Here is a 12,043-nt window from a genome sequence, read left to right as displayed (position 1 = left end):
CCGGCAATCGGCGCAAGATTCTTATAAACAGGATATTGCCCGGGCTGCAGCGCCCAGGGCAATTCGATATTGTTCCGCATCTTTTGACCGATGGTCGCGACCCTGGATTGTGCTCGCCGCCTGGAAACGGCATGGTTGATGGGCCAAAAAGGCGCGGCGCATCTGGATGAAGCCATGACCGAACATCGCATCGTACCCGTTATCCTGTCCGGCGGCTCCGGCACGCGGCTGTGGCCGGTCTCGCGGGAAAGCTTTCCCAAGCAGCTCTGGCCGCTGGTGTCGGAGCGGACGCTGATGCAGGAAACCGCCCTGCGTGCCGACGGCCCGGGCTTCGCCCCGCCGATTGTGGTCTGCAACAACGAGCACCGGTTCCTGATCGCCGAGCAGCTGCGCGACGCCGGCATCCGCACGCCGCGCATCCTGCTGGAGCCGATTGGCCGCAACAGCGCGCCGGCGATCACCGCCGCGGCGTTGCTGGTGGCGGAGGATGACCCGGACGCGGTGCTGTGGATGATGGCGGCCGATTCGTCGATCACCGATACTGCGGCGCTGCGGCGCGCCCTGGACGCGGCGGCGGCGGCGGCGCGTGAGGGCTATGTGGTGACCTTCGGCATGCAGCCGACGGCGCCGGAAACCGGCTACGGCTATATCGAGCTCGGCGATCCGCTGCCGGCCGATGGCGTCTATGGCGTCGCCCGCTTCCTGGAGAAGCCGGACGCCGCCACGGCCGAGCGTTTCGTCGCCAGCGGACGGCATCTGTGGAACTCCGGCATGTTCGTCTTCACCGCCCGCACCCTGCTGCGCGAGCTGGAGACGCACGCCCCCGACGTCCTGCCGCGGGTCCGCCAGGCCATGGCCAACCGGCAGGACGACCTGGATTTCATCCGGCTGGAGACCGAGGCGTTCAAGGCCTGCCCGTCGATCAGCATCGACTACGCCGTGGCGGAACGCACCAGCCGCGCCGCGGTGGTGCCGGCCGCCCTGGGCTGGTCGGATGTCGGCAGCTGGGGCGCGTTGTGGGAACTGGGCGAGAAGGACGCCCGCGGCAACGTCGCGCTGGGCGACGTGGTGCTGGAAGGCGCCGAGAACTGCTATGTCCGCAGCGACGGCATGCTGGCCGCGGTCGTCGGCCTGAGGGATGCGGTCGTGGTGGTGACCGAGGACGCCGTGCTGGCGATGCATCGCGGCCAGGCGCAGGACGTGAAAAAGATCGTCGAGCGCCTGAAGGCCGCCCGCCGAACGGAAGCGGTGGCGCACAACCGCTGCTATCGGCCCTGGGGCTACTACGAATGCCTGATCCAGGGCGAGCGGTTCCAGGTGAAGCGCATCGTCGTGTCGCCCGGCCGGCAGTTGTCGCTGCAGAGCCATTTCCACCGTGCCGAGCACTGGGTGGTGGTGAACGGCACCGCCCGGGTCACCCGCGATGCGGAAACCCTGATCGTGCGGGAAAACGAGAGCGTCTACCTGCCGCTGGGCTGCGTCCACCGGCTGGAGAACCCAGGCAAGATTCCGTTGACGCTGATCGAGGTGCAGTCCGGGGCCTATCTGGGCGAGGATGACATCGTCCGGCTGGAGGATACCTACGGCCGCGCCTAGGCCTGGCGGCTGCAGCCGGAGCAGGATGCGGCCGTTGCCTTTTCGCCATGCCGGCTACCGGGGACAGGCCCGGGCATAGGTCCGGCCGGGCATTCACGCCTCGTAGCCGCAGCGCCGCTCCCGATCAGCGGAGCGGACGCCGGGGGCGGTCCGCGTCAGGTGTAAGGCCGGCGCGCCGATGGCGGGCGACAACCAGGAATGGCTACCGTTGTGGCCTGCATTGCCAGTTTTGCAGGAAGCTCAGGACAGAGTCGGCAGCGTCTCGTCGCAGAAAACGATGGCCCACAAAGGGGCGACCAGTTCCACGCGCCCGACACCACGATTGCGGTGGCCGGACCGATATCGCCTGACCCGTTTTGCCGCTGTTCGATCCGCCACGCCCGCCTCCTGTCGCCATCAGGATAACGTAACCGGATTACGGTTGCAAAGCGCACAACCACCTGCTCCACCAGGGATGGGGGCCACAGGAATGTCCGGATGGCCGATGATCAATGTTTGTGACTCAGGGCGCGCATGACCGTCCCGGGCATTGTCGCCGCGCCGGGCGGCCCACACATCATCCGCGTCCGGCGCCGCTGCACCGTGGTCGCAATCATCAATTGGCATGCGGATGGATCTCCGCCCTCCCTCGCGGGCAACTTTATCGAGCCTGCACAGTAGCGCGGCGGGCCCGGCATCGTCGTTCCTGCGCGCCAGGTCGGAGCAGGCGAGAGCACAGCCAAACGGGAAGCGGCCATCCGAAGAAGAACACCAAGCCATCTGGAAACGTCATGACCGAACCCATCGTCCTTGTCGCCACCGATCCCCGCGGCGTCGCCACCGTGACCCTCAACCGCCCGGAGGTCGGCAATGCCTACAACGCCGCCATGCTCGACGCCCTGATCCAGGGACTGACCCGCCTGGCCGCAGACCCCGCCGTCCGCTGCGTGGTCATCCGGGGCGCCGGCAAGCATTTCCAGGCGGGCGCCGACATCCGCTGGCTCGGCGAGGTCGCCGGCTATCCGCCCGCCGAGAACTACGCCGCCTCGATCGCCACCACGCGCGCCATGCAGCTGCTGAACGAATTCCCGAAGCCGACCATCGCCCTGGTGCACGGCGCCTGCTTCGGCGGCGGGATCGGCCTCGTCTGCTGCGTCGACGTCGCCTTCGCCACGCCGGATTCGCAATTCGGCATTACGGAAATTCGTGTCGGTGTAGCACCGACGCCGATCTCCACCCATATGGTCAACGCCATCGGCCTGCGGCACACCCGCCGCTACGCCCTGACCGGCGAACGGTTCGATGCGCGTGAGGCCGAGCGCATCGGCCTGGTCCACGAAGTCGTTACGGCGGACATGATGGAGGCGAAGCTGCAGGCGGTGCTGGATGCGATCTTCCTGGGCAGCCCCACCGCTATCGAAACGACCAAGCGCAGTTTCCTCGGCGCCAACGATCTGCTGCTGGACGAACGCGCCGTTGCGATGCTGGCGCACGAGGGCTGGACGCAGCGCCACTCGCCGGACGGGCATGAGGGCACCGCCGCCTTCCGCGAAAAACGGCGGCCGGCGTGGTACAAACCTCCCGCGGTCGCGGCAACGTGAGTCCAACTTGACGCGCGGCGCGGCATTGTCCCGACATGTCCGACATGATCCATACCCCAGGCCAAATTATGCAAGCCCCGCCTCGCCGCGCGGCCAAGCCACCCGGTCCGTGCGCCATGGTCATTTTCGGCGCCGGCGGCGACCTGACGAAACGGCTGCTCGTTCCGGCCCTGTACAATCTGGCCCACACCGGCCTGCTGCCCGAGCATTTCGAACTCATTGGCGTCGACATGGCCGACCTGGATGCCGATCGCTGGCGCGACAGCCTGCACGCCATGCTGGAGAGTTTCGTCGGTAACGCCGCGAGCGAAAGCCGGATCGACAAGATCGATGCGGCAACGTGGCAGCACCTGACCGGCGCCATCACCTACATCCGGGGCGACCTGAACGACGACGGCCTGTATGAAAGACTGGCCCAGCACATCGAGCGGCCGTCGCCCACCGGCGGCAACTGCCTGTTCTACCTCGCCGTCGCGGACCGCTTCTTCGGCCCGGTGACGGCGCACCTGGGCAAGGCCGGCCTGCTGGAGGAACACTGGGACCCGGACGGCACGAAGCCGGAACGTTGGCGCCATCTCGTCATCGAGAAGCCGTTCGGCCACGACCGCGCCTCGGCACGCGAGCTGAACGCCACCATCCTGCGCAACGCCGAGGAGCACCAGATTTACCGCATCGACCATTTCCTGGGAAAGGAAACGGTGCAGAACATCATGGCGCTGCGCTTCGCCAACGGCATGTTCGAGCCGATATGGAACCGCGACCGCATCGACCACGTGCAGATCACCGTGGCCGAGACCGTCGGCGTGGAAAGCCGCGGCCGCTTCTACGAAAAGACCGGCGCGCTGCGCGACATGGTGCCGAACCACGTGTTCCAGCTTCTGGCGATGGTGGCGATGGAGCCGCCCGCCGGCTTCAACGCGCGCGCGGTGCGCAGCCGCAAGTCCGACGTGTTCGCGGCGATGCGGACCGTGGCGCCGGAATGCGCGGTGCGCGGCCAATACGGGCCCGCTCCGAACGGCGCGCCCGGTTATCGCCAGGAAAAGGATGTCGCGCCGGATTCAGGTACCGAAACCTATGTCGCCATGCAGGTGGCGATCGACAACTGGCGCTGGGCAGGCGTGCCGTTCTACCTGCGCACCGGCAAGCGCATGTCCCGCCGCGTCACCGAAATCGCCATCCGCTTCAAGCCGGCGCCGCAGGCGCCGTTCGAGGCGACCAACGTCGCCGCCCTGCCGCCCAACTGGCTGTTGCTGCAGATCCAGCCGGACGAAGGCATCGCCCTGCAGTTCGAGGTCAAGCGTCCCGGTCCGGTGGTGGACCTCGCCGCGGTGCGGATGGCATTCAAGTACGCCGACTGGTTCCCCAAGGAGCCGAACGTCGGCTACGAGACGCTGATCTACGATGTCATGATGGGCGACCAGACCCTGTTCAACCGCGCCGACATGGTCGAGGAAACCTGGCGCGTCGTCAGCGCGGTGCTGGAGGACTGGGAGGCCCGAAAGCCCGAAGACTTCCCGAGCTATGCCGCCGGCAGTGATGGGCCGGCCGAGGCGGATATGTTACTTGAGCGAAGCGGCCGTGCCTGGCGTCCGGTGGCGGATACAAACTCAGCCTTGCGATAGCGGATTGCCACGTCTGGGGGCGTGGTTGTCGTGGTCTGGAAGATCCAGACCACGCCATGCGCCGAGTATCGAGTCGAAGGCCCCTGAGCCTCTCTTCAACGCTATCAGCCCGAATATTGACGGGCCCGGGCAATCGCCTCGTCAAAGGCAGAAAGAACCTGCCGATGGCTGGAGTTGTCGTTCATGCTTTCGATGTCATTGAAGCCGCGGCTCATGGCCACCGAGAGCAGAATGGTATTGGCGCCGGTTTGCGGCCCATGCAGGTTCAGCAGGCGAGCTGCCCCCCGCAGGGCGCCGACAGCGCAACGCCGGCCATCGCGGGTTTCGTAACGACGCTGCACCCAGTCCTTGCGGTCCTCGATCAGCGCGCGGCCGATTGTCAGGACCTGAAGCGTCACTGCATCCGGCTGACCGGCAGGCAGCGGCTGAAAGGCGTGCAGCGGAATCGACTTCGCCACCGGCGGTGCGCCGAGCACGAAATTCGATAGACGCGTCCAAAGTGAAGGCTTCGCAGGTGAGGTGAGATAGCCAATTCCATCAAACGGCATTGGGTGCCTCCCAGGGTTGCAGGGCGACAGGTTAACCATGTTTTCGCCTCGTTTGTTCATAGCGCACGATAAGTTGCCTGGATCACCCTCACCATCGCTTGTATGTATCGTTCCCGAACCGAACTAGCCGCAGGGCGCAAGTCCCATAGACGGGAGAACGCGTCACACTTTGGTGGTCAAGGCACCGATAATCGTGCTTCGGAATATGCCCATCAAGGCGGAAACTGCCTGCACCATACCGGCCATGGGCCAATGCGGCGTGCGCAACAACCGACATACCGTCGCCGTCAGGCGACGCGGCGGCCTGATGTCCTGTCCCGACTAATTCGCCGCGTTCTGCGGCCGATGCAGGGGACAGGCAGGTCGCCGAAAACAAAGAGCAGGCATCCTGAACCGGAAATGCCCCGACAGTAGCGGAGTTCCGGTTCCGGACGCCAGAGTGTTTCCATTTTGCGGGAAACATTCCTACTGATATTTCATACGAAATTTCATCGGCCCGGGCTCGCCGCGCGATCCGGTCGGCACACGGACGCCTCAACAGTCATGGCGGGCCTTCATCATGACGTGGAGCAGCCGGTGCGCCGGCTCCGGTGGATCAGTTATTTCGGCTCGGGCCCCGGGTTGAGACGCCGCCTGTCCCACCCTGTCCGCGGTCTGCTTCAGACCATCGGCAGCCGGACGATGAAGCGCGCGCCCACCACCCGCCCGGCGCCGTCGCGGCGGTTCTCGGCGGAAATCTGCCCGTGCAGCGCTTCGACGATCTGCCGGCTGATCGAAAGACCCAGGCCGGAATGCTGGCCGAATTTCTCTCCGGTCGGCCGCTCGGAATAGAACCGATCGAAAATATGCTCCAGGTTGGCGTCCGGGATGCCGGGACCTTCGTCCTCGATGCACAATTCCGCCATGCCGCCGGCGTCGCGCACACGGGCGATGATCCGGCCGCGCGGCGGGCTGAACGACTGGGCGTTGCCGATCAGGTTGCGCAGAACCTGCACCAGGCGATCCTCCACCGCCCACACAGACAGGCCGTTGGGCGGGGCAATGACCTCCAGCCGCGGATCCTGCTCGGCATCGCGCGTCGCCTCGTCCAGTTGCTGCAGGGTACGCAGGATCGCCACAACGTCGATCGGCTCGATGGTCACCCGCGACAGTTCGGCATCCAGGCGCGAGGCGTCGCTGACGTCGCTGATAAGCCGATCCATACGCGTAACGTCCTGGGCGATGATCGTCAGCAACTGGCGCTGCCGGTCGATGTCCTCGATCCGCCGCAACGTTTCGATAGCGCTGCGGATCGACGACAGCGGGTTCTTCAGTTCGTGCGCCACATCAGCGGCGAAGCGCTCAGTGGCGTCCATCCGCTCCCACAGTGCGGCGGCGGAGTTGGCCAGCGCCGAGGCCAGGGCGCCCACCTCGTCCCGCCGCTTCAGCAGCGCCGGCGCCAAGTTGCCGGATCGGCCGCCGCCCTCGCGCATGTCGGCCGCGGCCTGGGCAAGCCGCAGGATCGGGCGGGCGATGGTCAGCGACAGGTACCAGGACAGCAGCACGGTCAGCGCCAGCGCCATGCCGAACAGCGCCAGGATCGACATCCGCACGGTGAACAGGCTTTCGTCCACCTCCCGTGCCTCGCGGGTCAGGGAGATGATGCCGACCGTGTGCTTGTCGCGCTCCACCGGCACGGCGACGGTGACCAGCAGGCGGTCGTCGCGGGTGCGGCGGATATAGGGCGCGGTCTCGTTGCTGTTGCCCGAACTGCTCAGGCGCAGCTCTTCCTTGACGTCCGGCTGCCAGTCGGGGCCGCCGGCCGAAGGGGTCAGGTCAACGGTGGTCGATGGCGCGCGGTGCGGCAGCCAGGACAGCACCTTGTCGTAGATCGACCCGATCATCCGCAGCACCGGCCCGCGGTCCACCGGCGGCGGCAGCATGTCCGTGGTGATCGGCCCCCCGGGCCCCTCGCGCATGCGCGAATCGGCCAGCACCGTGCCGTCGGGCGCATACAGCTTGGCGTGCGCGTCCGGCGTCGGCTCGGTCAGGCGGCGGAGCAGCGAGCCGGCGACTTCTGCGACCAGCTTGGGATCCTTCGGGTCGCTGGTGTTGACCGCGCTTTCGCCCAGGGCGCCGGCGAACACCCGCGCCTGTTCGCGGAGCGCAGTGACCTGCGCTTCCAGCAGGCCGTTCTGGTACTGGTCGAGGTAGAGCAGCGACACCACCAGCAACGCCAGCGGCAGGGCGTTGACCAGCAGGATGCGGCGCAGCAAGGGCGACACCCAGCGCTGGCGGAAGCGTGGACGGGGCACCGCGGCGCGGGGCTGGGCAGCCAGGATGGTGCCTTCGGGCACTCACTGCTCCTTGTAGCGGTAGCCGATGCCGTAGAGCGTCTCGATCTGGGTGAATTCCTCGTTGCCGGTGCGGAATTTCTTGCGGATGCGCTTGACGTGGCTGTCGATGGTGCGGTCGTCCACGTAGATGTTCTCGCCATAGGCCGCGTCGATCAGCTGGTCGCGGCTTTTCACCATGCCGGGCCGGGCGGCCAGCGCCTTGACCAGCAGGAACTCGGTGACGGTCAGCTGGATGTCGTGGCCTTTCCAGGTGCACTGGTGCTTGGTCTCGTCCAGCACCAGGTCGCCGCGCACCATCACCCCGCCCGGCGTGGCGCCCGAGCCTTCCGCCTTGCTTGTCTCGTTCCGGCGCAGCAGGGCGCGGATACGCTCCAGCAGCAGGCGCTGGCTGAACGGCTTGGTGATGTAGTCGTCGGCGCCGAGGCGCAGGCCCATGAGTTCATCCACCTCCTCGTCCTTGGAGGTGAGGAAGATCACCGGGATGCTGCTGCGCTGGCGCAGGCGCTGCAGCAGCTCCATCCCGTCCATGCGCGGCATTTTGATGTCGAGCACCGCAAGGTCCACCGGCCGGGAACTCAGGCCCTGGAGCGCGCTTTCGCCATCGGTGTAGGTGCGGACGGTGAAACCCTCCTGCTCCAGCGTCATGGACACGCTGGTGAGGATGTTGCGGTCGTCGTCAACCAGGGCGATGGTCTGCTTCATCGTATGTTCCTTGCGTCTCCCAGGACGTAGCCTGGGGACATGCCCCAGGCGGCGTTAACAGTCTAGAGTGTTTCCGCTATGAGAGAAACGCTCCGGCGCACATTTCGCGAGCAATTTCATTGGCCTGATCGCATCAGGATGCGATCCGGCCGGACTTATATTGCTCTGGCATGGCGGTTTGTTATCGCCGATGATTGTGGCGGCCTGCCGCACATGGAGTGAACGAATCATGGCTGATGACGATTATGACCCGCCGTGGGTTGCACGCCAGTTGCTACGCGCCGCCCGGGTCGGGACCCTGGCGACAAGCGACAAGGGGCATCCGTTCGCGTCCCTGGTGACCCCGGCCTGCATGCCGGACGGGTCGCTGGCGATCCTGATCTCCCGGTTGTCGGAGCATACCCGGCATCTGGAGGCCGATGCCCGCTGCTCGATCCTGGTCGCCGGGACGGCGGAGACGGTCAATCCGCAGACCGCGCCGCGGGCCACGGTGATCGGCGTGGCCGAGGCGGTGAACGACCGGGCACTGAAGGCGCGGTATCTGACTATTCATCCGTACGCCTCGCTGTATGCCGGCTTCGGCGACTTCAGCTTCTGGCGGCTGAAGCCGGCGGCGGTGCGGCTGGTCGGCGGGTTCGGACGCGCCTACCGGCTGAGAGGCAGCGACGTGACGCCCGATCCCGAAGCCATGGCAGCGGTGCTGGCGGCGGAGCGGGAGGTGCTGGAACACTGCAACCGCGACCATGCGCCGGCACTGGCCGCGATCGCCGGCTCGCCCGGGGACTGGCAGATGGTCGCCGTGGACGTGGACGGCTTCGACCTTGCCCTGGAGGAACGGATCATCCGCATCCCGTGGTCCGCGCCGGTGAAGGACGCGGCGGAAATCCGGGCGGACCTGGCTCGGATGGCGCGGGAGAGCAGGGCGCGGGACAGGAACACGCAATGAATGGTTTTGATGTGTATGAATTTCTTCCTGGATACACACCAATCCCACCATGCGCATCACCATCGATATCGATGATGCCCTGCCGACCGAGGCCCTTCGCGTCACTGGTGCCTCGACCAGGAAGGCTGTGGTCGAGGACATGATCGGCCTGGGCTGGGACGGCGACCTGGAAGCCAGCCGGGAAGGTCGCTCGTGATTGTGGTGGACAGTTCGGCCTGGATCGCCGCGTTTGAGCAGCCCGCCGGCCCCGGCGGTGGCACGACCGCTCGAACGGTCCGCCTGCAAACCGCTGATTGCTGGCGGCCTGGTCATGACGGAGGTTCTGAAAGCGCGCGGGATGAGGTGCACGCTCAGCGCATTGAGCGTAGCCTCCGCCAGCATACCGCCGAGGCATGATGAGCGGGCACATCGCTGCCGCGGCAAGGCGCGTTCATCGCGATTTGCAAGCGCGCGGCATCACCGTCCGCAGGACGACCGATCTGCCCATCGGCATCCTCTGCATTGAACGACATCATTGACTGTTGCAGGGCGACCGTGATTTTGATCCGATGGAGATCCTGCTGGACCTGACGGTCGTCGGCTGGTCAGCGTCGCGACGTTTCGCTATTTTAAGGAAGCGCCGGCAACTGGCGCGTAGCCCACCAAGGATCAGCATGCGTGCCGCCAGCAGACTTCTATCCCGCCATTGACCTTGGCCCGCTGCCGGTCGATCTGATCAACAACGTCTTGGGCAATGAACTCGAGCCGGGCCATGCACGGCTGAGCGCGGCGGCACGTTTCCAACTCTGTAGCGGCTTGAGTCTATCATTGCCAATGCGCATCGCCCGCGTGTGGCGATCCTGCCTCCGGTTGGCAAGGATTGCAGGACAATTCGGCGGGGAAAGACAGAATGCCGGACACAATACTCGTCGGCCCGTGTTGCGGCTCGGCTGCGGGCGAACCGGCTCGCCACTCCCGCGTTGTTGTCCCGCCAACCGGCGACCCACAGACAACAACGCCCCCGGGAGCACCGTCCAAATGGGATCCAGCGTCGCCACCACCCCAGGCTCGCCCGTCGTCGCGCCGATCGAGCGGGAGACCATTCGGCATGTCACCCGCCGGCTGATCCCGCTGCTGATGGTCAGTTATTTCGTCGCCTATCTCGACCGGGTGAACGTCGGCTTCGCGTCGCTGAGCATGAACAAGGACCTGGGCTTCTCCGCCGAGATCTACGGCATCGGCAGCGGCATCTTCTTCTTCGGCTACTTCCTGGCGGAAATCCCCTCCAACCTGATCCTGTCGAAAGTCGGCGCGCGGCGCTGGATCGCCCGCATCCTGATCACCTGGGGCGTGATCTCCGGCCTGACGGCGCTGGTGCGCGGCACCTGGTCGTTCCTGGGCATCCGCTTCCTGCTCGGCCTGGCCGAGGCCGGCTTCTACCCGGGCATCATCCTGTACCTGACCTGGTGGTTTCCGTCCTACTACCGCTCCCGCATCATCGGCCTGTTCATGACCGCGATCCCGATCTCGATCGTCACCGGCTCCCTGGTTTCCAGCCAGATCCTGCGGCTCGGCGCGTGGGGCGGGCTGGCGGACTGGCAGTGGCTGTTCATCCTGGAGGCCGTGCCCGCGGCGATCCTGGGCGTCGTCGTGATGGTGTACCTGACCGACGGGCCGGAACAGGCGAAGTGGCTGGCGCCGGAGCAGCGGACCTGGCTGATCAAGCGGCTGGCGGCCGAGCGCGCGCAGCGCGAGTCCATCCGCGACTACTCGCTGGGCGAGACCATGCGCAACCCGCGGGTCTGGCTGCTGACGCTGGTGTATTTCGGCCAGAACGTGGCGGGCTACGGGCTGGTGCTGTTCCTGCCGCAGATCGTCCACCGCTTTGGTGTCGGCGTCGGAGTGAACGGCCTGCTCAGCGCCTTGCCCTATGCCTTCGCCGCGGTGGCCATGGTGCTGTGGGGCCTGCACTCCGACCGCACCGGGGAACGCAGCCTGCATACCGCCGCCGCCTGCTTCCTGAACTTCGCCGGCCTGGCAGTGTGCATCTTTCTGCACAGCCCGGTGCTGCTGATGATCGCCATCATCCTGTCGCAGATGGGCCAGGCGGCGATCGCGCCGACATTCTGGACGCTGCCGACGGCCATGCTGTCCGGCACCGCCGCCGCAGGCGGCATCGCGCTGATCAACGCGGTCGGCAACCTGGGCGGCTTCCTCGGCCCCTACATGATGGGTGCCATCAAGGATGCGACCGGCAGCTTCAACATCGGGCTGCTGTCGATCGCCATGGGCACCCTGGTGGCCGGCATCATCCTGGTGGCGCTCGGCCACGACCGCCGCCTGGAGGCGACGCCGGAGGAGGCCGGCCACGCCGCCGCCGGCTACACCAAACCGCAGCTAGGTTGAGACGGGCCGACGGCGTGCCCTCCACGTCATGGCCGGCGCAGGCCGCATAGGCGCTGAAATAGCGGGATGGGCGGCACGGTCGTGTCTACACCGTCATGGTAGGCGCAGGCCCGCCATGACGAGAGGGCAACGCATCACGTCCCAACCAATCTGCGGTTCGCTGTCGTGTCGTCAGCCAAAAGTGCATGCTCCAGCGATACGCCTCAGTCCGCGTTCCATGGTGCCCTGATCAGGCCTGTTCGGATGACCCTATGAAACCCGGGGCAATGATTGACGACCTGGCGTTTGTGGCATAATGCAAACATGTGCCACTTAGAGAGAGTATGTC

General features: G+C 66.2%; 9 protein-coding genes. 6 read left to right on the top strand and 3 right to left on the bottom strand.

The features are described 5' to 3' along the window. Nucleotides 1–174: 174 nt before the first annotated feature. From CCS01_RS24625 to zwf, 3 genes are all read left to right on the top strand, one after another. Nucleotides 175–1,596: a mannose-1-phosphate guanylyltransferase/mannose-6-phosphate isomerase gene (locus CCS01_RS24625; protein WP_104521433.1), complete on the top strand. Its 1,422-nt coding sequence runs from the start codon at nt 175–177 to the stop codon at nt 1,594–1,596. Between the two features lie 770 nt (nt 1,597–2,366). Then, the gene (locus tag CCS01_RS24620) at nt 2,367–3,176 is read left to right on the top strand and encodes an enoyl-CoA hydratase-related protein (RefSeq protein WP_158258582.1); all 810 of its coding nucleotides are present in this window, start codon (nt 2,367–2,369) and stop codon (nt 3,174–3,176) included. 116 nt (nt 3,177–3,292) lie between these two features. After that, nucleotides 3,293–4,798 (top strand): glucose-6-phosphate dehydrogenase, encoded by a 1,506-nt coding sequence (gene zwf / locus CCS01_RS24615; RefSeq protein ID WP_239992382.1) that lies wholly within the window; start codon nt 3,293–3,295, stop codon nt 4,796–4,798. Nucleotides 4,799–4,902: 104 nt separating this feature from the next. Here the strand turns inward: zwf and CCS01_RS24610 are convergent, their stop codons facing one another. From CCS01_RS24610 to CCS01_RS24600, 3 genes are all read right to left on the bottom strand, one after another. Next, entirely contained in the window at nt 4,903–5,346 is a 444-nt protein-coding gene (locus CCS01_RS24610; protein WP_146101947.1) for a DUF6197 family protein, read from the bottom strand. A 659-nt stretch (nt 5,347–6,005) separates the two neighbouring features. Then, complete coding sequence (locus tag CCS01_RS24605; RefSeq protein WP_239992381.1) at nt 6,006–7,682, bottom strand: stimulus-sensing domain-containing protein; 1,677 nt, start codon at nt 7,680–7,682, stop codon at nt 6,006–6,008. Then, nucleotides 7,683–8,384 (bottom strand): response regulator transcription factor, encoded by a 702-nt coding sequence (locus CCS01_RS24600; RefSeq protein WP_104521409.1) that lies wholly within the window; start codon nt 8,382–8,384, stop codon nt 7,683–7,685. Between the two features lie 229 nt (nt 8,385–8,613). Between CCS01_RS24600 and CCS01_RS24595 the strand changes: the two genes are divergently transcribed. The 3 genes from CCS01_RS24595 (at nt 8,614) to CCS01_RS24585 (ending at nt 11,715) form a co-directional block, all read left to right on the top strand. Next, complete coding sequence (locus CCS01_RS24595) at nt 8,614–9,330, top strand: HugZ family pyridoxamine 5'-phosphate oxidase (RefSeq protein WP_104521408.1); 717 nt, start codon at nt 8,614–8,616, stop codon at nt 9,328–9,330. A 49-nt stretch (nt 9,331–9,379) separates the two neighbouring features. Beyond that, nucleotides 9,380–9,526 (top strand): type II toxin-antitoxin system VapB family antitoxin, encoded by a 147-nt coding sequence (locus CCS01_RS24590; RefSeq protein ID WP_104521407.1) that lies wholly within the window; start codon nt 9,380–9,382, stop codon nt 9,524–9,526. Between the two features lie 821 nt (nt 9,527–10,347). Then, nucleotides 10,348–11,715: an MFS transporter gene (locus CCS01_RS24585; RefSeq protein WP_104521406.1), complete on the top strand. Its 1,368-nt coding sequence runs from the start codon at nt 10,348–10,350 to the stop codon at nt 11,713–11,715. Nucleotides 11,716–12,043: the final 328 nt, after the last annotated feature.

This window comes from Rhodopila globiformis (assembly GCF_002937115.1).
GTDB classification, from domain to species: Bacteria; Pseudomonadota; Alphaproteobacteria; order Acetobacterales; family Acetobacteraceae; genus Rhodopila; species Rhodopila globiformis.
This window is presented reverse-complemented; position numbering and strand designations above follow the sequence as displayed.

Bases quoted from the DNA above. Each gene is read 5' to 3' on its own strand.
- CCS01_RS24590 (WP_104521407.1), top strand. From the start codon at position 9,380: ATGCGCATCACCATCGATATCGATGATGCCCTGCCGACCGAGGCCCTT.
- CCS01_RS24585 (WP_104521406.1), top strand. From the start codon at position 10,348: ATGGGATCCAGCGTCGCCACCACCCCAGGCTCGCCCGTCGTCGCGCCG.
- CCS01_RS24600 (WP_104521409.1), bottom strand. From the start codon at position 8,384: ATGAAGCAGACCATCGCCCTGGTTGACGACGACCGCAACATCCTCACC.
- zwf (WP_239992382.1), top strand. From the start codon at position 3,293: ATGGTCATTTTCGGCGCCGGCGGCGACCTGACGAAACGGCTGCTCGTT.
- CCS01_RS24610 (WP_146101947.1), bottom strand. From the start codon at position 5,346: ATGCCGTTTGATGGAATTGGCTATCTCACCTCACCTGCGAAGCCTTCA.
- CCS01_RS24620 (WP_158258582.1), top strand. From the start codon at position 2,367: ATGACCGAACCCATCGTCCTTGTCGCCACCGATCCCCGCGGCGTCGCC.
- CCS01_RS24595 (WP_104521408.1), top strand. From the start codon at position 8,614: ATGGCTGATGACGATTATGACCCGCCGTGGGTTGCACGCCAGTTGCTA.
- CCS01_RS24625 (WP_104521433.1), top strand. From the start codon at position 175: ATGACCGAACATCGCATCGTACCCGTTATCCTGTCCGGCGGCTCCGGC.